19 protein-coding genes are annotated in these 20,766 nt (G+C 72.3%); 12 read left to right on the plus strand and 7 right to left on the minus strand.

The genetic code is table 11. The features are described from left to right. Window positions 1-22 precede the first annotated feature (22 nt). Both E6R18_RS01205 and E6R18_RS01210 read left to right on the plus strand, forming a co-directional pair. Window positions 23-1,189, plus strand: coding sequence for a DUF2786 domain-containing protein (locus tag E6R18_RS01205; RefSeq protein WP_136314917.1), 1,167 nt, complete (start codon window positions 23-25; stop codon window positions 1,187-1,189). A 267-nt stretch (window positions 1,190-1,456) separates the two neighbouring features. Next, a complete protein-coding gene (locus E6R18_RS01210) occupies window positions 1,457-3,607 on the plus strand; it encodes an FUSC family protein (RefSeq protein WP_136314918.1) in 2,151 nt (716 codons plus the stop codon). A gap of 27 nt (window positions 3,608-3,634) precedes the next feature. Here E6R18_RS01210 and E6R18_RS01215 read toward each other — a convergent pair whose 3' ends face one another. After that, window positions 3,635-4,141, minus strand: coding sequence for a hypothetical protein (locus tag E6R18_RS01215; protein ID WP_136314919.1), 507 nt, complete (start codon window positions 4,139-4,141; stop codon window positions 3,635-3,637). A gap of 249 nt (window positions 4,142-4,390) precedes the next feature. Here E6R18_RS01215 and E6R18_RS01220 point away from each other — a divergent pair, with 249 nt between their 5' ends. Continuing rightward, complete coding sequence (locus E6R18_RS01220) at window positions 4,391-4,681, plus strand: DUF397 domain-containing protein (protein WP_136314920.1); 291 nt, start codon at window positions 4,391-4,393, stop codon at window positions 4,679-4,681. 63 nt (window positions 4,682-4,744) lie between these two features. On the opposite strand, the gene E6R18_RS01225 is transcribed toward E6R18_RS01220, so the two are convergent. Then, complete coding sequence (locus E6R18_RS01225) at window positions 4,745-5,245, minus strand: ATP-binding protein (protein WP_136314981.1); 501 nt, start codon at window positions 5,243-5,245, stop codon at window positions 4,745-4,747. 334 nt (window positions 5,246-5,579) lie between these two features. On the opposite strand from E6R18_RS01225, the gene E6R18_RS01230 reads away from it, so the two are divergent. The 3 genes from E6R18_RS01230 (at window position 5,580) to E6R18_RS01240 (ending at window position 8,668) form a co-directional block, all read left to right on the plus strand. Continuing rightward, window positions 5,580-6,461 (plus strand): helix-turn-helix transcriptional regulator, encoded by an 882-nt coding sequence (locus E6R18_RS01230; RefSeq protein WP_136314921.1) that lies wholly within the window; start codon window positions 5,580-5,582, stop codon window positions 6,459-6,461. Window positions 6,462-6,515: 54 nt separating this feature from the next. After that, complete coding sequence (locus E6R18_RS01235) at window positions 6,516-7,973, plus strand: aldehyde dehydrogenase family protein (protein WP_136314922.1); 1,458 nt, start codon at window positions 6,516-6,518, stop codon at window positions 7,971-7,973. A gap of 65 nt (window positions 7,974-8,038) precedes the next feature. Continuing rightward, window positions 8,039-8,668 (plus strand): PadR family transcriptional regulator, encoded by a 630-nt coding sequence (locus tag E6R18_RS01240; RefSeq protein ID WP_136314982.1) that lies wholly within the window; start codon window positions 8,039-8,041, stop codon window positions 8,666-8,668. 13 nt (window positions 8,669-8,681) lie between these two features. Here the strand turns inward: E6R18_RS01240 and E6R18_RS01245 are convergent, their stop codons facing one another. Both E6R18_RS01245 and E6R18_RS01250 read right to left on the minus strand, forming a co-directional pair. Next, window positions 8,682-10,106, minus strand: a complete 1,425-nt coding sequence (locus tag E6R18_RS01245) for a glutamate decarboxylase (RefSeq protein ID WP_136314923.1) — start codon at window positions 10,104-10,106, stop codon at window positions 8,682-8,684. Between the two features lie 96 nt (window positions 10,107-10,202). Then, window positions 10,203-11,477: an ion channel protein gene (locus tag E6R18_RS01250; RefSeq protein WP_136314924.1), complete on the minus strand. Its 1,275-nt coding sequence runs from the start codon at window positions 11,475-11,477 to the stop codon at window positions 10,203-10,205. Window positions 11,478-11,611: 134 nt separating this feature from the next. On the opposite strand from E6R18_RS01250, the gene E6R18_RS01255 reads away from it, so the two are divergent. Then, window positions 11,612-12,370, plus strand: a complete 759-nt coding sequence (locus tag E6R18_RS01255; protein WP_136314925.1) for a MerR family transcriptional regulator — start codon at window positions 11,612-11,614, stop codon at window positions 12,368-12,370. Between the two features lie 54 nt (window positions 12,371-12,424). Here E6R18_RS01255 and E6R18_RS01260 read toward each other — a convergent pair whose 3' ends face one another. Beyond that, a complete protein-coding gene (locus E6R18_RS01260) occupies window positions 12,425-12,790 on the minus strand; it encodes a YbjQ family protein (protein ID WP_018551195.1) in 366 nt (121 codons plus the stop codon). 147 nt (window positions 12,791-12,937) lie between these two features. Here E6R18_RS01260 and E6R18_RS01265 point away from each other — a divergent pair, with 147 nt between their 5' ends. Further along, window positions 12,938-13,639: a VTT domain-containing protein gene (locus E6R18_RS01265; protein ID WP_136314926.1), complete on the plus strand. Its 702-nt coding sequence runs from the start codon at window positions 12,938-12,940 to the stop codon at window positions 13,637-13,639. A gap of 48 nt (window positions 13,640-13,687) precedes the next feature. Here E6R18_RS01265 and E6R18_RS01270 read toward each other — a convergent pair whose 3' ends face one another. Both E6R18_RS01270 and E6R18_RS01275 read right to left on the minus strand, forming a co-directional pair. Continuing rightward, window positions 13,688-15,385, minus strand: a complete 1,698-nt coding sequence (locus tag E6R18_RS01270; protein WP_136314927.1) for a threonine/serine exporter family protein — start codon at window positions 15,383-15,385, stop codon at window positions 13,688-13,690. A 167-nt stretch (window positions 15,386-15,552) separates the two neighbouring features. Then, entirely contained in the window at window positions 15,553-16,047 is a 495-nt protein-coding gene (locus E6R18_RS01275; protein WP_111330089.1) for an inorganic diphosphatase, read from the minus strand. Window positions 16,048-16,133: 86 nt separating this feature from the next. On the opposite strand from E6R18_RS01275, the gene dacB reads away from it, so the two are divergent. The 4 genes from dacB (at window position 16,134) to hpt (ending at window position 20,722) form a co-directional block, all read left to right on the plus strand. Then, window positions 16,134-17,615: a D-alanyl-D-alanine carboxypeptidase/D-alanyl-D-alanine-endopeptidase gene (gene dacB / locus E6R18_RS01280; RefSeq protein WP_136314928.1), complete on the plus strand. Its 1,482-nt coding sequence runs from the start codon at window positions 16,134-16,136 to the stop codon at window positions 17,613-17,615. 49 nt (window positions 17,616-17,664) lie between these two features. After that, a complete protein-coding gene (locus tag E6R18_RS01285; protein WP_136314929.1) occupies window positions 17,665-18,798 on the plus strand; it encodes a zinc-dependent metalloprotease in 1,134 nt (377 codons plus the stop codon). Between the two features lie 201 nt (window positions 18,799-18,999). After that, window positions 19,000-20,082 carry a tRNA lysidine(34) synthetase TilS gene (tilS, locus tag E6R18_RS01290; protein ID WP_136314930.1) on the plus strand — a complete coding sequence of 361 codons (1,083 nt, stop codon included), beginning with the start codon at window positions 19,000-19,002 and terminating at the stop codon, window positions 20,080-20,082. Between the two features lie 100 nt (window positions 20,083-20,182). After that, window positions 20,183-20,722: a hypoxanthine phosphoribosyltransferase gene (gene hpt / locus E6R18_RS01295; protein ID WP_136314983.1), complete on the plus strand. Its 540-nt coding sequence runs from the start codon at window positions 20,183-20,185 to the stop codon at window positions 20,720-20,722. The last annotated feature ends 44 nt before the right edge of the window (window positions 20,723-20,766 follow it).

A 20,766-nucleotide genomic window follows, 5' to 3' on the forward strand; every position in this document is an offset into this window, starting at 1 on the left:
CCGCCCCGCCTACCCTGACCTCATGGAACCGGTGATCGACCAGGCGTTCGCGGCCGCCCTCTACACGGAGGGCGACGCCGGTCTCGACACCGGCGCCTCGCTGCTCGCCGCCGCCCCCGACGCCGACGCGGAGCTGGTGCGCCGGGGCGAGGAGTTCGTCCGCCGTGCCTGGGAGCGCGGCTGGCTGCCCGCCGACGTCGTACGCCTCGTCCGCCGCGACCTGGACGAGCACGCGGCGGGCCTGGCCGCCGGGCTGATCGCCTCCGAGGTCCGGCGCCACCCGGAGCTGCCGCCGCGCTGGCGCTCCCAGCTGGACGAGCTGCCCGCCCCGCCGCCCCCGGGCCGGCCCGACCGGTTCTCGTACGCCTCCGCGCTGCTCGGGCTCTACCGGCTGCTGCTCGCCCTGCCCGCCATCGAGCCCGTCGGGCCGCCGCCCGGCGCGGCGCGCGAGGCCCTGCACCGGCCGCCCGTCGCCGGCGAACCCCGCATGCTGACCCGTATCCGGGCGCTGCTGGCGAAGGCGGAGGCGACCGGCTTCCCCGAGGAGGCGGAGGCGCTTTCCGCCAAGGCGCAGGAGCTGATGGCCCGGCACAGCATCGACGAGGCCCTGCTCGCCGCCCGTACCCACAGCGACCGCACACCGGGCGCGTGCCGGATCGGCGTGGACGCCCCGTACGAGACGGCCAAGGCGATCCTGCTCGACGCGGTGGCCTCGGCGAACCGCTGCCGTGCCGTGTGGAACAGCGACCTCGGCTTCACCACGGTCGTGGGCTTCGATGCGGACCTGGAGGCGGTGGAACTGCTCCACACCTCGCTGCTGGTGCAGGGCACCGCGGCGATGACCCGTGCGGAGGCGGGCCAACGGGCCGGCGGACGCAAACGGACCAAGACGTTCCGGCAGTCCTTCCTGATGGCGTACGCCCAGCGCCTCGGCAGCCGGCTGGCCGACGGCACCGCCCGCGCCACGGCCGAGGCCGGCGCCGGGAGCGGTGCGCAGGCCGCCGGGTCCGGGCTGCTGCCGGTGCTCGCCGCGCGGGACCTGGCGGTCACCGACACCGCCGAGAAGATGTTCCCCCGGACCACGACCACCCGGGTCAGGGGCGCCACCGACCTGGACGGCTGGACGCACGGCACCCGAGCGGCGGACCGCGCCCGGATGGGCGGGAAGACGCCGGAGATCCGGGACTGAACCGGGGCGGCGGCGGAGCCCGGCCCCCGGGCGGGGCGCACCGCGGAGGCGGGCCGCACCGCGGAGGCGGGCTGCCTCGGGCCGCCCGCCCGGATGCTGCCCGGCCCGAGCCCGCCCGGTCGGCGTCCGGCCCGGGCCCGCCCGCCCGGCATCTGGGCCGAGCCCGCCTGGCCCGAGCCCGCCCCGACGCCGCCTGGCCCGAGCCCGCCCCGACGCCGCCCGGACCGACAACTCGGGCAAAAGCGGAAATCCGGTTAGGCTCGGGTCATGAGCTGGCTCCGGGCGCTGAAGGAGACCGCCCGCTCCGGCCTGACGATCGAGCGGCGGCGCCTCGAACCGCTGATCGCGCTGCGCGGCGCGGCCGGTCTCGCCCTGGTCATCGGAGTGAGCCTCGCGCTCTTCGGGCCCGTGGTCGCGGCCAGCTCCGCGTTCGGCGCGTTCCAGGCGGCCATCGCCACCTTCCAGCGCAGCTGGCGCCCCCGGCCCGTGCTCGCCCTGATCTCCGGGGTGAGCCTCGGCCTGTCCACCTTCGTCGGCTACGTCACCGGCGCCCATCTCGCGCTCTTCCTGGTCCTCCTGGTGCTCTGGACCTTCCTCGCCGGGCTGGCCTGGGCGGCGGGCCCGACCGGCGGCATCATCGCCGCGTCCAACGTCGCGATCATGCTGGTCACCATCACCCTGCCCACCTCCGTCGCCGAGGCGGCCCTGCACGGCGCGATGATCATGTTCGGCGGGATCGTCCAGGCGGTCCTGATCGTGCTCTTCCCGATCCGGAGATGGGGCGCCCAGCGCGACGCGCTGGCCGACGCGCTGGCCGCCGAGGCCGACTACGCCCGCCGGCTGCGCCACGACCCGGTCGCCCACTTCGACCCGGTGCCGCTGATGCTCGCGCGCCGGGCCGCCGCCGTCACCCCGCGCCAGGCCCGGCGCCGCCCGTCCGAACTGCACGGCTCACGCGGGGTCGCCGAACGCATCAGGCCGGTGCTGGCCTCGCTCGCCGACCCGGCCATGGGGGTGCCGCCCGAGGGCCCCGAGCGCGACCGCGTCCGCGAGCTGCTGGCCGCCGCCGCCGGGCTGCTCGACGCGGCGGCCCGCGCCATCCGCAAGGGCGACCCGGTGAAACTGCCGGCGCCCGCTGTCGCCGCGCTGAAGACCCCCGACACCGGCTCTCTGCTCACCGGTCCGCCGCTGCGCGCCGCCGACCGGCTCGCCGCCCTGCTCTCGGACGTGATCGAGGCGGCCGAGGGCGACGGCACGAAGGAGGAGCGGGCCGGGGCCGAGGAGGCCGCCGACGCCATCAAGGCCGGCCGGGGCGGGCGGCCGGCCGCCCCGCACCAGCCGCGCCCCACGCTGCTGCGGCTGGTCCCGGTCGTGATCAGGGCGATGCGCCGCGAGGTGCACCACGGCTCCCCGATCCTGCGGCACGCCGTCCGGCTCGCCGCCGTCGCCGCGGTCGGCTACCTGCTGGGGCGGGCCCTGCCGTTCGGGCACGGCTACTGGGCGCCGCTGGCGGCCGTGATGGTGATGCGGCCGGAGTTCTCCCAGACGTACGCGCGCTCGGCCGCCCGGTTCGTCGGCACCGTCGTCGGCGTCTTCCTCGCCACCGCCATCGTCCAGGCCGCGCACCCGGGTCCCGGGCTCTCCGCCGCCTTCGCCGTGGTCTGCGCCCTGCTGATGTACCTGCTGATGCGCACCGGCTACGCGGTCGGCCAGGCATGCGTCGCCGCGTACGTCGTCTTCCTGCTCGGCATGGCCGGGGACGACTGGTCCCAGACCGTCTTCGAACGGGTCCTGCTCACCCTGGTCGGCGGGCTCCTCGCGATGATCTCGTACGCGGTCTACCCGGCCTGGGAGACCCCGAGGCTGCGTGGCCGGCTCGGCGACTGGCTGAAGGCGGACGGCCGGTACGCCGCCGCCGTCGTCGACCAGTACGCCGACCCGGCCGAGCGCGGCCCCGACGACGTGCGCCGGGCCCTGCTGGCGACCCGGGAGGCCCGGGTCGCCTGGCAGGAGGCGGTGGCGACCGCCCAGCACGAACCGGTGCGCCACCGCGGCCTCTCGCACGGTGCCGCCGACGCCGCCCAGCACGCGCTGGCCCAGCTCGGCCGGGTCGCGATGCTGATGGAGGCGCACCTGCCGGGCCGCGGGGCCACGCCCGTACCGGGGGCGGCCCCGCTGGCCGAGGCGCTGCGCCGGGCCACCGAGCAGGGCGCGAAGGCGGTGCGCGAGCGGCGGGTGCCGGACTGGACGCAGGTGCGCGACGCGCTGGAGCGCTGGGAGGAGGAGAACCGGGCGGTGGACGAGGAGGCGCGGCAGGCCGGGGCGGAGCCTTCCGCCGGGGCCGGCCCGGTCCTGCGCAACAGCACCGGTCTGCTGCTCGACGCGCTGGAGGACTTCTCCCGGGGGCTGACCCCCTGACGCCGTGGCGTCACCGGCGTACCGGCGTCACGGCGTCGGCAGGTCCGGCAGGTCGGGGAGGTTCTCCAGGGCGCCGGCGTCGGTCTTGGCGAGCTTGTCCCTGGCACCGGCGTCCCAGGAGATGACGACGGTCTTGCCGTCGTTGGACTCGACGGCCCCCATCGTCCGGGCGGTGTCGCCGTCGGCGCACTTCAGCTCCAGCATCGGCTTGCCGAGATCCGTGACGGTGCCCGAGCAGACGTGGGAGTCGGCGACGACGACGGCCTTCCCGGACGCGACGGACAGCACCACCGCCTTGCCGTCGGTCTGCCCGGCCCAGGCGCCCTCCAGTGCCTTGGCGCCCCCCGCGGAGTCGCCGCCTTCGCCGTCCGCTCCGGAGGGCGAGGCGCTGTCGCCGCCCGCCGACGGGGTCGCGGCGGCCCCGGAGTCCTTCCCCGCGTCGCTCTCGTCGCCGTCGCTCCCGCAACCGGTGAGCACGAGAGCGGTCAGCAGACCGGTGGCGAGGACTGCGCCGGTACGGGCGATTTTGTACATGTGGAATTCCCCCTGGAAGACGAATGGCCATCCAAGCTACCAGTGGGTCGTAAGAGCCGCCGATGAGTCAACTCCCGGAATCGGGAGCGTGAGAGGAGCTTCACACGTCTCTCCTGGCGGAAGCTGTAATCGCGGGAACACCCCGCGTGCACGTGCATCTGCCCATGCATCCGCTCATGCAGCAGAAATTGAACACAGCTATGATCCGAGACAGTTGACACTTGCACCTTGCAACTCGGGGAGCGTCCTGTGCACCACGTGTACAACGGCATGGCGGCCACAGAGCTTCGCGGAGTCGTCTGGCAGAAGAGCAGACACAGCAACTCCCAGGGTTCCTGCGTGGAGTTCGCGAAACTGCCCGACGGAGATGTGGCGATGCGCAATTCGCGCCACCCCGACGGACCGGCGCTGGTCTACACACCGGCCGAGATAGAGGCGCTGCTGCTCGGTGTGAAGGACGGGGAGTTCGACCACCTCGTGACCGGGGAGCTCGACCACCTCGTGACCGGGGAGCTCGACCATCTCGTGACCGAGGGCTGAACACCGCACCTGTACGGCGGTGTTCAGCCCTCGGGCCCGTCTTCTACGTGACGTGGCGGCGCGTCACACCGGATCGGTCAGCCGGAACAGCGCCCAGACGACCTTGCCGCGCGGGCTGCCCGTGTACGGCACGCTCTCCGTACTCAGTACGGGCGAGGGGTGCCAGCCCCAGCAGTCGCTGAAGGACTCCACGAGGAACAGGCCCCGGCCCGACTCCGCCGAGTCGGCGGCCTCGGAGGCGACCGGACTCGCGTGGCTCGGGTCGCGCACCGCGCACACCAGCCGGGAGGTCCAGCGCATCAGGTGCAGCCGCACGGGCGGGTCCTGGGACTCGCGCGGGGTGTCGGCCGGCAGTGCGTGCCGCAGGGCGTTGGTGACCAGTTCGGAGACGACCAGCGCGACGTCGTCGAAGCGCTCGCTCAGACCCCAGCCCCCCAGGGTCGCCCGGGTGAACTGCCTGGCCCCGCCGACCGCTTCGTAGCGGGCGGGCAGTGTGCAGGTGGCCGATCCGGAGACGGCTGAGGGATCGATGGGGGGAAGCCCCTGCCGTAACGGCTCGAGCATCGTCGATCCATTCGTCCCCATGCGAGGCACTCCCGGGAATCGCGGCTGTATCGGTACTGCGTACACGGGTACAGCGGCACAACAACACGAACGAGCACGCAGGTGCGCGGGCTCCATGCTTCCGAATGCGCAGGGCAGATGCAAGGGCAGATGCACGTGCACGCGCCGGACCTGTCCGCTCCCGTGCCGGTTCTTGCTCATTTCTTCCCACCAGCAGTTCTGCCGTCTTGCGGAAGTCTTTCCCTTTGCGTAATCGAATGAGTACGGGCTGAAGCGTTTTGATGGCAGAATCCGGCACTTGGGGTTCAGGGGGAGCCCCGGTGCCAGGGAAGCGATGGGGAGGGCTGGACCAGTGGCGGCAGGCGAGTCGAGTGGGTCCGTGGTGCGGCGCATCCTGCTGGGCTCCCAGCTCAGGAGACTGCGCGACTCGCGCGGTATCACGCGTGAGGCGGCCGGCTACTCGATCCGGGCCTCCGAATCGAAGATCAGCCGCATGGAGTTGGGACGGGTGAGCTTCAAGGCCAGGGACGTCGAGGATCTGCTCACGCTCTACGGCGTCACGGACGAGGCGGAGCGCGACTCCCTGCTCGGCCTGGCCCGTGAGGCCAATGTGGCGGGCTGGTGGCACAGTTACGGCGACGTGCTGCCCGGCTGGTTCCAGACGTACGTCGGTCTGGAGGGTGCGGCCTCGCTCATCAGGATCTACGAAGTCCAGTTCGTGCACGGGCTGTTGCAGACCGAGGACTACGCCCACGCGGTCGTCTCGCGAGGCATGCGCGGTGCCCCCGCCGCCGAGATCGAGCGCCGGGTCGCCCTGCGCCTGGAACGGCAGAAGGTGCTCGTCTCCGAACGGGCGCCCCGCTTCCACGCCGTACTGGACGAGGCGGCGCTGCGCCGCCCCTACGGCGGACGTGAAGTGATGCGTGCGCAATTGCGGCATCTGATCGATATGTCGGAGCAGCCGAACATCACGCTCCAGGTGGTGCCGTTCAGTTTCGGCGGGCATGCCGGCGAGAGCGGTTCCTTTACGATGCTGCGATTCCCGGAATCCGATCTGTCGGACATCGTCTATTTGGAGCAGCTGACAAGTGCGCTCTATCTGGACAAGGAAGAAGAAGTCGCCCAGTACGAAAAGGCGATGACGCGGCTCCACGACGAAAGCCCGGGCCCCGAAGAGAGCCGTGACCTGCTTCGAGGGCTTCTCCAACTCTCCTGAAATTTCAGTAGGATGGCGCTCCCACAGGAGTCTGCACCTGAGTTAAGGGATCGCATGTCCTTCTTCCACGAGCTGGCCGACCAGTACATCGACGGTGAATGGCGGACGGGTACCGGCTCCTGGGACATCATCGATTTCAACCCCTACAACGGGGAGAAGCTCGCCGCGATCACCATCGCCACGGTCGCCGAGGTGGACCGCGCCTACCGCGCCGCCGAGCGCGCCCAGGGCGAGTGGGCCACCGCGAGCCCCTACCGTCGGCGCGACGCCCTGGACCGTGCGCTGCGAGCCACCGAGGAGCTGGCCGGCGAGATCGTCGAGGCGATCATCGACGAGCTGGGCAGCACCCGCTCCAAGGCCGAGTACGAACTCGCCCTCGCCCAGGACTTCCTGCGCGAGGCGGCCCGGCAGGCGCTGTCCCCGGACGGCCGCATCCTCCCCTCGGCGGTGGACGGCAAGGAGAACCGCCTCTACCGCCTGCCCGTAGGAGTGGTCGGCGTCATCGGCCCGTTCAACTTCCCGTTCCTGGTGACCATGAAGTCGGTCGCGCCCGCGCTGGCGCTCGGCAACGCGGTCGTCGTCAAGCCCAACCAGAACGCCCCCGTCGTCGGCGGCGGCCTGATCGCCAAGGTCTTCGCGGAGGCCGGGCTGCCGGCCGGTCTCCTCAACGTGGTCGTCACCGACATCGCCGAGATAGGCGACGCCTTCATCGAGCACCCCGTCCCCAAGGTGATCTCCTTCACCGGCTCGGACCGGGTGGGCCGCCACGTCGCGGCCACGGCGGGCGGCCTCTTCAAGCGCACCATCCTCGAACTCAGCGGCAACAGCGCCCTGGTGGTCCTGGCCGACGCCGACGTCGACTACGCGGTCGACGCCGCCGTGCACAGCCGCTTCGTCCACCAGGGCCAGGTCTGCATGGCCGCCAACCGCATCCTGGTGGACCGCCCGGTGGCCGCGGAGTTCACCGAGAAGTTCGGCGCCCGGGTGGCCGCCCTCAAGACCGGCGACCCGCGCGAGCCGGACACCTGCATCGGCCCGGTCATCAACACCTTCCACGCCGACTCGCTGGCCGCCCTGGTCGACCAGGCGCTCGCCGAGGGCGCGCAGGCGCCGGTACGCGGACGGGTGCGCGGCAACCTGGTCGAGCCGACCGTGCTCACCGGGCTGCCCGAGGACTCCCCGCTGCTCACGCAGGAGATCTTCGGTCCGGTGGCGCTGCTGGTGCCGTTCGACGGCGAGGACGACGCGGTGCGGATCGTCAACGACAGCCCGTACGGGCTCAGCGGCGCCGTGCACACCGCGAGCGCCGAGCGCGGTGTGGCGTTCGCCCAGCGGGTGCGCAGCGGGATGTTCCACGTCAACGACTCCACCGTCCAGGACGACCCCGGCATCGCCTTCGGCGGCGAGAAGGACTCGGGCCTCGGCCGGCTCAACGGGGACGCGGCCATCGAGGCGTTCACCACCCAGAAGTGGATCTCCGTCCAGCACGGCCGCAGCGTCTTCCCCTTCTGACCTCCTCAAACACCCGAGGGCACGGTCCCGCTACGCTGGTCGAGTTGACCAGAGAGGTGGAGGGCATGTCCGCGATCCGGCTGCTGGTCCTCGGCGCCGTGCGCCGGCACGGCCGGGCCCACGGCTACCAGGTCCGCAACGACCTGGAGTTCTGGGGCGCCCACGAGTGGTCCAACGCCAAGCCCGGCTCCGTCTACCACGCGCTGAAGCAGCTGGCGAAGCAGGACATGCTGCTCGCCCACGAGGTGGCGCCGAGCACCGCGGGCGGCCCGCCGCGCATCGAGTACGAGATCACCGAGCGGGGCACCGAGGAGTACCTCGCCCTGCTGCGCGCCTCGCTGACCTCGTACGACCAGAAGATGGACGTGCTCTCGGCGGGCATCGGCTTCATCGTGGACCTGGAGCGCTCCGAGGCGGTGGCGCTGCTGCGGGAGCGGGTGGCGCACCTGGCGGCCTGGCGGGCCGATGTCGCCGAGCGCTACGCGCCCGGGGCGGCCGGTCACATCGGCGAGATCATGAACATGTGGATCCACTCGGCGGACGCCGGCGCGGAGTGGACGCGGGGCCTGATCGAGCGGATCGAGGGCGGGGCGTACGTCTTCGCGGGCGAGGGCGAGCCGTTCGTGGGGGTGCTCGCCGAGGGCGATGAGAACCCGTACGCGACCGGCGTACCGGACCCGGGGGACGCCCGCTGAGCCGGCGGCGGCCTCAGTGGTGGAACGAGGTCGCCGCGTTCTCGTTCCGGGTGAGCGGGTGCGGCTGGGCGCGCAGTTCGGGCAGCAGCAGCCGCAGGTCCTCCAGCAGCAGTTCCGCCAGGTCCGAGGAGAAGCCGTTGCGGCACACGATCCGCAGCACCGACAGGTCCTCCCGGTTGGCGGGGAAGGTGTACGCGGGCACCAGCCAGCCCCGTTCGCGCAGCCGCCGCGACACGTCGAAGACGTCGTACGCCGTCACCTCCGGCCTGGTGGTCAGCGCGAAGACGGGCAGCTGGTCGCCCCGGGTGAGCAGCCGGAAGTCGCCCAGCTCCTCGATCTTCGCGGCCAGCCCGGACGCCACGTCCCTGGCCGCCTGCTGCACGGCCCGGTAGCCCTGCCGGCCCAGCCGCAGGAACGTGTAGTACTGCGCCACGACCTGGGCGCCGGGCCGGGAGAAGTTCAGCGCGAAGGTGGGCATGTCGCCGCCCAGGTAGTTCACCCGGAAGACCAGCTCCTCGGGCAGATCGCCGGGCGAGCGCCACAGCACCCAGCCGACGCCCGGGTAGACCAGGCCGTACTTGTGGCCCGAGGTGTTGATGGAGGCCACCCGGGGGAGCCGGAAGTCCCACACCAGGTCCTCGTCCAGGAACGGCGCCACCATCGCCCCGGAGGCCCCGTCCACGTGCACGGGGATGTCGAGGCCGGTGCGCTCCTGGAGGGCGTCCAGCGCCTCGCACAGCTCCTTGACGGGCTCGTAGCTGCCGTCGAAGGTGGAGCCGAGGACGCCGACCACACCGATGGTGTTCTCGTCGCAGAGCTCGACGGCGGCCTGCGGGTCCAGGTGGAAGCGGTCGCCCTCCATGGGCACGAGGCGCGGCTCGACCTCCCAGAACGTGCAGAACTTGTCCCAGCAGACCTGGACGTTGACGCCCATGACGAGGTTGGGCCGGGCGGTCGCCGGGTAGCGGTCGGCGTTCTTGGCCGACCAGCGCCGTTTGAGGGCCAGCGCGGCGAGCATGCACGCCTCGCTCGACCCGGTGGTGGAGCAGCCCATGGCCGTCGAGGGGTCGGGGGCGTGCCAGAGGTCGGCGAGCATCGACACACAGCGCCGTTCCAGTTCGGCGGTGCGCGGGTACTCGTCCTTGTCGATCATGTTCTTGTCGAGGCACTCGCCCATCAGCACCCCGGCCTCGGGCTCCATCCACGTGGTGACGAAGGTGGCGAGGTTGAGCCGTGCGTTGCCGTCGAGCATCAGCTCGTCGTGGACCAGTCCGTACGCCGTGGTCGGCGGCAGCGGCCTGTCGGGCAGGCGGTGCCGGGGCGGGGCCGCCTCCATGCCGGCGACCGGGTCGGCCACCCCGTAGAAGGGGTTCAGCGCGAGCCTGCGCTGCTCGGAGGACGGTTCCTCGCTGTGCGAGGAGCCCTGGTGGAGCGGCATCGCAGACCTGCCCTTCTCGGCTCGCGCCCGCGAGGCCGGACGAATCCGACGATACGGACGGTGGCGGGCGCCGCCACCGGTGCGGGGCCGTCCGGTTCAGCGCAGCGCCGTACCGTCCTCGCGCAGCTGCATCTGCGGGCGCCCCGTCACCAGCAGCCAGGCGGGCAGCGAGGCCACGCACAGCACCGGCAGCAGGGACATGTCGGCGGCCAGCGCCGCCGCTGTGAACAGGCTCAGCCATCCCTGCCCGGTGACGGCCAGCAGGACGCCGAGGACCGAGCAGGTCACCGCGAGCGCCACCGGCACCGCGTCGACGAGCGCGTGCGCGCACAGGCCGAGCGCGACGCCGGTGAACACCGCGGGGAAGATCCGGCCGCCCCGGAAGCCGCAGGTCGCCGCGATCACCAGGGCCGCCGTCTTCACCACGGCCATCGCCCCGAAACCGGCGGCCGACCGCCCGTCCGGGTCGGCGGCGATCGTCTTCACCTCGTCCAGCCCCTTGAACAGGGTGAGATGCCCGCCCAGCGCCCCGAGCAGGCCGAGCAGCAGCCCGCCCAGGGCCAGCGCCAGGACGGGGTACGGCAGGGCCCGGAAGGCGCGGTGCGCCAGCGGGAAGGCGTACACCGCCGCGAGGCCGAGCACCGCTCCGGCGGACGCGATCACGAGGGCGGCGAGCAGGTCGCCCCAGTGCGGGGGCCCGTACGCGGGCAGGGACAGGTCGAAGCTGGGGTGGGCGGCCAGCGTCATGGTGAGGGACCCGGCGGCGCCGGCCGCGAGCGGTGCGAACAGCTTGTCCCAGAGCGCGCCCCGGCCGGGGGCGGTGGCCAGCGACTCGGTGAGGATCAGCGCGGCGGCCACCGGGGTGCCGAACAGCGCGCCGATGGTGCCGGCGACGGCGAGCGCGAGCCACAGCTCACCGGGCGCGCCGGGCGCGAGGCGGCGGCCGGCCCAGGCGGCCAGCGCGATGTTGGCGGCGGTGATCGGGTTCTCCGGGCCCAGGCTGACCCCGCCCGCCAGCGCCAGGACGGTCACCACCATGAGCCCCGGGACCACATGCGGCGGCAGCGGCGGGTCGACCAGTCCCATGGTCGCCGGGTCCGGACCGGCGCGCCCGGGTACCGCCCGGATGGCCAGACCGGTCACCAGGCCGGTCGCGGTGAGCATCACGATCATCCACAGCGAGGAGTACCGCCCGACCGAAAGCGCGTCGGGCAGCGTCTCCCAGAGCACGTCCTGCAACTTCTCCGCGAGCAGGCTGACGCCGAGCAGCACGAGCGCCGAGACCACGCCGACGGCCAGGGCGGGCACGATGAGCGCGAGCAGCCGCCGCGCGGGGGCCGGCTCGGCGGCGACGGCGGTATCGGTGGACACGCGCACACCATAGCGACGCAAAAGCCGCAGAAGACTCCAAAAGGTGCGGTGCGCGCCCGCCGTCCGGCTTGCACCTCACGCGACGTCAGGACCCAGGCTCGGACACGTACCCACACAGGAAGGAGCGGGGAGCCATGGAGCACTCCGTGGGACAGGTCGCCGGATTCGCCGGGGTCACGGTGCGCACGCTGCACCACTACGACTCCATCGGCCTGCTCTCACCGAGCGGGCGCAGCCACGCGGGCCACCGGCGCTACAACGACGCCGACCTCGACCGGTTGCAGCAGATCCTGTTCTACCGGGAGCTCGGCTTCCCGCTCGACGAGATCGAGGCCCTGCTCGACGACCCGGACGCGGACCCGCAGAAGCACCTGCGCAGGCAGCACGCGCTGCTGTCGCACCGGATCGCCGAACTCCAGCGGATGGCCGCCGCCGTCGAGACAGCTATGGAGGCACGCAGGATGGGCATCAACCTCACGCCCGAGGAGAAGTTCGAGGTCTTCGGGGACAAGGACCCGGAGCAGTACGCCGAGGAGGCCGAGCGCCGCTGGAGCGGCACCGACAGCTACGCCGAGTCGCAGCGCCGGGCCGCCCGCTACACCAAGGAGGACTGGCAGCGGATGAAGGCCGAGGTCGACGCCTGGGCCGAGCGCTACCAGGCGCTGATGGAGGCAGGTGAGCCGGCGACCGGTGAGCGAGCCATGGACATGGCCGAGGAGCACCGGCTCCACATCTCGGGCTGGTTCTACGAGTGCGGCTACGAGATGCACCGGTGCCTCGGCGAGATGTACGTCGCCGACCCGCGGTTCAAGGCGTTCTACGAGTCGATGCGGCCGGGCCTGGCCGAGCACCTGCGCGAGGCGATCGACGCCAACGCGCGGCGCCGGGAGTAGGCGGTACGGGTCTGTCACGGGGGCGGGGAGCCCCGCCCCCGTGGCGCGCCCGGCTCAGGACCGGCTGATCACCGCGGCCGTGCCGTACGCGCAGACCTCCGTGCCCACGTCCGCCGCCTCGGTCACGTCGAACCGCATCATCAGCACCGCGTTGGCGCCGCGCGCCCTCGCCTGCTCGACCAGCCGTTCCATGGCCTGGTTGCGGGTCTCGACGAGCGTCTTGGTCAGCCCCTTCAGCTCGCCGCCGATCATGGACTTGAGACCGGCGCCGATCTGGCTGCCGAGGTGACGGGACCTGACCGTCAGGCCGAACACCTCACCGATGACCTGCGTCACCTGGTGGCCCGGGACGTCGTTCGTGGTGACGACCAGCACGTCGGCCTGGGCCGCCTGGCCGCCGCCGTAATCCTCGATACCCATGGATGGAACCTCCTGGGACCGAGTTTTGCCCCGGTTCATCCCCTGTGCATCTCCATAGGGGCCGGTGGAACCCGGAGGCGGCGCGCCGCGTTGATAGCTTTGGGCGGCCACGCAGCCGTCATCGACCTCATCCTGGAGCCCGGACCCTTGAATACGCTTGCGCTCGGACCGAGCTGGCTGGACCCGGACTACCTCATCGGTCAGTTCGGCCTGGCCGGTGTGCTGGTCATCGTCTTCGCCGAGTCCGGGCTGCTCATCGGCTTCTTCCTGCCCGGCGACTCCCTGCTGTTCACCACGGGTCTGCTGGTGACGACGGACAAGCTGCACACCCCGCTGTGGCTGGTCTGCGTCCTGGTCGGGCTGGCGGCGGTCATCGGCGACCAGGTGGGGTACCTCTTCGGCCGCAAGGTCGGGCCCTCGCTGTTCAGCCGGCCCGACTCACGCCTGTTCAAGCAGGAGAACGTCGAGAAGGCCCACGAGTTCTTCGAGAAGCACGGCCCGAAGTCGCTGATCCTGGCCCGCTTCGTGCCCATCGTGCGCACGTTCACCCCGATCATCGCGGGCGTCAGCCGGATGAACTACCGCTCGTTCATCGTGTTCAACGTCATCGGCGGAGTCCTGTGGGGCGTCGGTGTGACGCTGCTCGGCGCGGCCCTCGGCAACGTCGAGTTCGTGCACGAGAACATCGAGGCGATGCTCGTCCTGATCGTGCTGATCTCGGTCGTGCCGATCGCCATCGAGTTCCTGCGCGCCCGCGGCAAGGCGAAGAAGGAGGCGGCCCTCGGTGACGGCGAGGTGCCGCCCCAGGACCAGGCCGCCGGCCGCCGCGGCCGGCACGCCAAGCGCTGACCCCCTCCCCGGCACCGCCCGGCCGGGCCGGAAGCCGGCCCGACCCGGTCAGAAGCCGCGCGTCCGCTTGGCCGCGCGGCGGTTCGCCCCGCCGACCGCGCCCGGCACCCGCATGAACAGCCGGGAGATCTCGCTCCCCAGATTCACCCCGATGGCGATGGCCAGGGCCGTCGCCACCGCGGTCGACAGCGAGGCCAGCCCCCGGTCCAGCTCGTTCTGCGCGACGCCCAGCAGACCGAAGTACGTCGCCGAACCGGGCAGCAGCGGCCCGATCGCGGCCGTGATGAACGGCAGCGACGAGGTGTACCGGTACCGAGAGAACAACTGCCCGAACAGCCCGACCAGCCCGGCCGCCGTCGCCGTGGCGGCCACCGGCGACAGGCCGCCCGTCCGCGCCATCGCCCCGAAGACGATCCAGGCCACCCCGCCGTTGAGGGTCACCGCGAGCACCGTCGCCCGCTCCTGCTGGAGCAGGATCGCGAACGACAGGGTCAGCACCATCGACGCCAGGATCTGGATCACCGGCCGGTCGTGCGTGATGAACCGTGCCTCCGGGTTCAGCTCCGCGCCCAGCTGAAGCCCCCCGTACAGGGCCAGCAGCACCCCGGTGACGATGGCGATGAAGAAGTACATGACCTCCAGGAGCCGCGCCGAGGCCGTGATGTAGTAGCCGGTCAGGCCGTCCTGCACGCCCGCCACCAGCGCCCGCCCCGGCAGCAGCGCGAACAGTCCACCGGTGATCACCGCCGAGGGCCGTACGTCCGACCAGTGGGTCAGGGTCAGCGCCACGCCCATCGCGGCGGGCGGCATCGCCGCCACCACGAACTGGTAGAACTCCGGCAGCCCGCGCCCCGCACACAGCCAGGCCAGCCGGTCGCCGAGCATCGCGCCGAGCGCCGCGATCACGAACACCAGCGGGCCACCGCCGACCAGCACGGACGCCGCACCGGCCAGCCCGCCGGCGGCCAGCGTGAGCACCCAGCCGGGGTACGGGTGCCGGTTGCGCCGGATCTCCGCGAGGCGCCGGTATGCCTCCTCGAGCGAGATCTCGCTCTCCGGAGTGGTGATGTCGTCGATGAGCCGGAAGACCGCCGCCAGCCGGGTGTAGTCGGTGCCCCGGCGGCGTACCGTACGGCTCGCCGTCACCGGGTCCTCCACCAGCGACGGCTGGTGCGAGATCGACAGCAGGGTGAACGTCACCGTCGGCTCGCAGCGGTCCAGACCGTAGCTGCGGGTCACCGCGAACATCGCCGCCTCGACGTCCTCGGCGCCCTCACCGCCCGCGAGCAGCAGCTCCCCGATACGCAGCGTCAGGTCGAGCACGCGCGGCACCGCGGGCCCCGCCTCGTCGTGCCGCTGGACCGGCTCCGGCGCCGGGCGCTCGGCGACCGGCATCCGCAGCATCGTGCGCATCCGGTCCTGCCAGGGCGCCTCCTTGGTCAGCCGGACCATCGGGACGCCGTGCGCCGGAGTGAACGCCGGCGGGGAGTCCCGGAAGCTGTACGTGCTCGGCAGGGCGAACGCCGAACCGGTCGTCTCCGGCCCGGAAGCGGAACCCGTACCCGGGGCGGAGCCCGAACCCTGCGACTCGGGTGTCAGACCGGCCGGAAGGGCGAATTCCGACGTCGGGTGGTCCTCCTCCGGCGGCGGCGCGGGACGGTCCGTCCCGGCAGGCCGGGAGAAGGCGCTGTGCGCCTCGTCGGACTGGGGCTTCTCGTCATCGGGCCCGTCCGGTTCCGCCACCACTCGCCCTCGCTCCTCATCGGCTGTGCGTCCTCGGCTGCGCTCCTGCCCAGTATGGACACGCTCAAAGGGGACAGGTCGGTCCGATGGATCATGACCTCACGCGAAACGGGCGGCACACCCGTGAAGGTGTACCGCCCGTCGCGTGGTCCCGGTCCGCAAGCGGAACGTCAGTGCGCGCCGCCCTGCGCCTCAAGGCGCTTGCGGGAGGCGTCGATCTCGGCCTCGGCCTCGGCGCGGCCGACCCAGTCGGCGCCTTCGACGGACTTCCCCGGCTCCAGGTCCTTGTAGACCTCGAAGAAGTGCTGGATCTCCAGGCGGTCGAACTCCGACACGTGCTGGATGTCCTGCAGGTGCTCCACCCGGGGGTCGGACGCCGGAACGCACAGCAGCTTGTCGTCGCCGCCGGCCTCGTCGGTCATCCGGAACATGCCGATCGCGCGGCACTTGATGAGGCAGCCGGGGAACGTCGGCTCCTCCAGGATGACCAGCGCGTCCAGCGGGTCGCCGTCCTCGCCGAGGGTGTTCTCGACGAAGCCGTAGTCCGCCGGGTAGCTGGTCGAGGTGAAGAGCCGACGGTCCAGACGAATCCGGCCGGTCTCGTGATCCACCTCGTACTTGTTGCGCGAACCCTTCGGGATCTCGATAACGACGTCGAACTCCACGGGTGGCTCCTCCATGATCAACACATACGACTGGTGGTTAAGTGTCCCTCACGCAGATGTGTGCTCGCGAAAGGGGCTGGTCAACGGTGGCCGAGCCGGTGGAAAGACCGTCGATCGACCCGCCCGGCAGGCCGAGCGGGACCCTCGCGGGACGCCTGGGCGTACGGGGCGGGCCGAACGACTGGCAGTTCACGGCCGTCTCCGCCGTCGCCGGTCTGGCGCTCGCGGCCGGCGCCGTCCTCGCCGCCGGCCCCTGGGACTCGGGTCAGCGTAAGGCCGAGCAGGACTGGGCCGCCGCCCGCAGCAGCACAGGTGGCGCACATCACGCCTCCGGCGACTCCTCGGGCCCCGCCCCTGCCCCCAGCGCCCCCGCGGTCCTCGCCGCCCTCGGCACCGCCACCCAGGACGCCCCGGCCGGTGGTCCGCCCGACCTGAGCGCCGTCCTGGAGCCGCTGCTGAAGAACGACGCGCTCGGCGACCGGCGCGCCGCCGTCGTCATCGACACCGCCACCGGCAAGCGGCTCTACGGCAAGGGGGCCGACGCCCCCATGACGCCCGCCTCCACCGTCAAGATCGCCACCACCGTCGCCGCCCTGAGCGCGCTCGGCCCCGCCCACCGCATCCCCACCACCGTCCGCGCCTCCGCCGACCTGCGCACCGTCACCCTCGTCGGCGGCGGCGACCCCACCCTCGACAAGGCCGCCCTGCGCGCCCTCGCCACCGACACCGCCCGCGCCCTCAAGGCCGGCAAGGCCGCCTCCGTACGGCTCCGCTACGACACCTCCGGCTACGCGGGGCCCTCGCACCACCCGATCGGCCCCAACGAGAACATCGCTCCGATGAGCGCCCTGATGGTGAACGAGGGCCGCCAGGACGACTCCTCCAGCGGCCCAGCCCCGCGCAGCGAGGACCCGGCCGGGGACGCCGCCCGCACCTTCGCCGGACTCCTGGACGACGCCGGGATCACCACCAAGTCGGCCCCCGCCGCCGGCCGCGCCGCCAAGACCTCCCGTACCGTCGCCAAGCACCTGTCCGCCCCGCTCTCCGGCCTGGTCGAACGGGCCCTGACCAACAGCGACAACGACATCGCCGAGGCCCTCGCCCGGCAGACCGCCGTCGCCGCCGGCGAACCCGCCGACTTCAACGGCGGCCGACGAGCCGTCACCGCCCAGCTGAAGAAGCTAGGTCTGCCGCTCAAGGGCGTGAACGTCGCCGACGGCAGCGGACTCAACCGCAAGGACAAGGTCACCGCCGCCCTGCTGGCCGGCCTCCTCGCCCGGTCGGCCGACCCGGCCCACCCCGAACTGCGCCCCGTCCTCACCGGCCTCCCGGTGGCCGGATTCAGCGGCACGCTCAGCGGCCGCTACACCGCCAAGGCCGGAGGTACCGGCTTCATCCGCGCCAAGACCGGCACCCTCACCGGCGTCAACACCCTCGCCGGCACGGTCGTCGACACCCGGGGCCGACTCCTCGCCTTCGCCTTCCTGGCCTCCGGCACCACCGCCCCCTCCGAAGCCCAGGCCGCCCTCGACGAACTCGCCACCGCGCTCGCCGCCGGCAAGCGATGAGCCGGTCAACACCTCACCGCATCAAGGGCCGAGCACGTACGGTTGACGCATGACGAGCATCGGTGGTGCAGGGATGGTCGACTGGAACCTCGCGGTCGCGACCGCGACCCGGCTTGTGCGGCCGGGCCCCGAGATCAGCCGCGAGGAGGCCCGCGAAGTCGTCGCGGAGCTGCGCAGGCACGCGAAGGCCGCGGAGGAGCACGTCCGTTCCTTCACCCGGATGATCCCCGAAGGGACCGAACCCGAGGACACCCCCGTCCTGGTCGTCGACCGCACGGGCTGGATCAAGGCGAACGTCGCGGGCTTCCGCGAACTGCTGCGCCCCCTCCTGGAGAAGATGGAGGAGCGGCGCAGCGGCGGCGCGGGCGGCGCCGTGCTCGGCGCGGTCGGCTCCAAGGTGACCGGCGTCGAGGTCGGGATGCTGCTGTCCTTCCTGTCCTCCCGCGTCCTCGGCCAGTACGAGACCTTCGCCCCCGCCACCCGCGAACTGCCCGCCTCCGCCGGCGGCGGCGGCCGGCTCCTGCTGGTGGCGCCCAACATCGTCCACGTCGAGCGCGAGCTTGAGGTCGACCCGCACGACTTCCGCCTCTGGGTCGCCCTCCACGAGGAGACCCACCGCACCCAGTTCACCGCGGTGCCCTGGCTCCGCGACCACCTCCAGGGCGAGATCCAGTCCTTCCTGGACGAGACCGACGTCGACCCGATGACGTTCCTGGAGCGGCTGCGCGAGGCCGTCCAGTCGCTCGCCGGCGGCCGCCCCGAGGGCGAGGACGGCGAGGACGGCGGGCGCAGCCTGGTCGAGCTCGTCCAGACCCCCGCCCAGCGCGAGATCCTCGGCCGGCTCACCGCCGTGATGTCCCTGCTGGAGGGGCACGCCGACTACGTGATGGACGGCGTCGGCCCCGAGGTGGTGTCCTCCGTCGGCGAGATCCGCGAGAAGTTCCAGCAGCGCAGGGCCCGCGGCGCGAGTCGCCTCGACCAGGCGCTGCGCAAGCTGCTCGGGCTCGACGCCAAGCTGCGCCAGTACCGGGACGGCGAGCGGTTCGTGCGCGCCGTGGTCGACGAGGTCGGCATGGACGGCTTCAACCGCGTGTGGACCTCGCCCAACACCCTCCCGACCAAGGCCGAGATCGCCCGCCCCGAGGACTGGATCGCGAGGGTGCACCGTAAGGCAGAGTCATGATCACGGCCCGTGTGCGGGCCCGGGACCCGAAGGCAACGCACCGGTAATCACCCATCCGAGGGACCGTAGGGGCATGGGAAGGCGTGCAATGCTCGATGAACGGCATTGCTCTGTCACCATCGACGCACTCTGAGTGACGGCACACCTTCCCGTCCCGGCACTCCGGGACTCCCCTGAAGAACTTCACGAAGGGCACCGGACATGGGTCCCCATCCTGCGGTCGCGGCGATACGCCTGGCGGTCCGCCGCGTACTCCACGACGTCATCGCCGAACACGCCGAACAGACCGGACGCGCCGGGCACGCCCCGCACCCCGAGCTCGCACAAGCTGGCGCGGGCAGCCGCCGCACCGCACTTCCCGAACGCCCCGATACCCCACTGGTGCTCGTGGCATGCTCCGGCGGCGCCGATTCCATGGCGCTCGCCTCCGCCCTCGCCTTCGAGGCCCGCAAACTCCCCGTCCGGGCCGGCGGCGTCACCGTCGACCACGGCCTCCAGGACGGCTCCGACATCCGCGCGACCGAGGTCGCCGCCCGGCTCGCCGCCATGGACCTCGGCCCGGCCGAGGCCGTCGCCGTCCGCGTCGGCCGCGACGGAGGCCCCGAGGCCGCCGCCCGAGACGCCCGCTACGCCGCCCTCGACGCCGCCGCCGAACGCCACGGCGCCGCCGCCGTCCTGCTCGGCCACACCCGCGACGACCAGGCCGAGACCGTCCTGCTGGGCCTCGCCCGCGGCTCCGGCATCCGCTCCCTGTCCGGCATGGCCGCCGCCTCGGGCCCGGCCGGCCGCTACCGCCGCCCCTTCCTCCACCTCGACCGCCAGACCGCCCGCACCGCGTGCCTGGCCCAGTCCCTGCCCGTCTGGGACGACCCCCACAACATCGACCCCGCCTACACCCGCTCCCGGCTGCGCCACGAGGGCCTGCCCGCCCTGGAGAAGGCGCTCGGCAAGGGCGTCGTGGAAGCCCTCGCCCGCACGGCGCAGCTCTCCCGCGACGACGCCGACGCCCTGGACACCTGGGCCGCCGCCGCGGACCGTGACGTACGCGACGACGCGGGCCGCCTGGAGTGCGCCAAGCTGTACGCGCTGCCCCCCGCCGTACGCCGCAGGGTGCTGCGCCGGGCCGCCATAGAGGCGGGCTCCCCGGCCGGTTCGCTCTTCGCCCGGCACATCGAGGAGGTCGACCGCCTCGTCACCGGCTGGCGCGGCCAGCAGGCCATCAACCTCCCCGGCCGCGTCGAAGCCCTGCGGCAGGGTGGCAGACTGGTCATCCGGCAGAGCTGACGCACAAGCGGCTGACATGCAGGGCGACCGGCCGCGCAGGTCCGGGACTCCGTCCCGGACCCGGCAGGCACAGAAAGAGACGCGGGTGAACGAGAAGGACATGGGCACCGACCTCCAGTCGGTGCTCCTCACCAAGGAAGAGATCGACGCGAAGCTCACCGAGCTGGCCGCGAAGATCGACGCGGAGTACGCAGGCAAGGACCTGCTCCTCGTCGGAGTCCTCAAGGGCGCGGTCATGGTCATGGCGGACCTGGCGCGCGCGCTGTCCACCCCCGTCACCATGGACTGGATGGCCGTCTCCTCGTACGGCGCGGGCACCCAGTCCTCCGGTGTCGTCCGGATCCTCAAGGACCTGGACACCGACATCAAGGGCAAGCACGTCCTGATCGTCGAGGACATCATCGACTCCGGCCTGACCCTGTCCTGGCTGATGTCGAACCTCGGCTCGCGCGAGCCGGCCTCGCTGGAGATCTGCACCCTGCTGCGCAAGCCGGACGCGGCGAAGGTCGCGCTCGACTGCAAGTGGGTCGGCTTCGACATTCCCAACGAGTTCGTCGTCGGCTACGGGCTCGACTACGCGGAGAAGTACCGCAACCTCCCCTTCGTCGGAACCCTCGCTCCGCACGTCTACGGAGGCTGAGGGCCCGCGGCCCCGCCGCGACGGACACCGGGAACCCTCACCGG

Source organism: Streptomyces sp. A1277 (genome assembly GCF_004795015.1).
Taxonomy (GTDB): domain Bacteria; phylum Actinomycetota; class Actinomycetes; order Streptomycetales; family Streptomycetaceae; genus Streptomyces.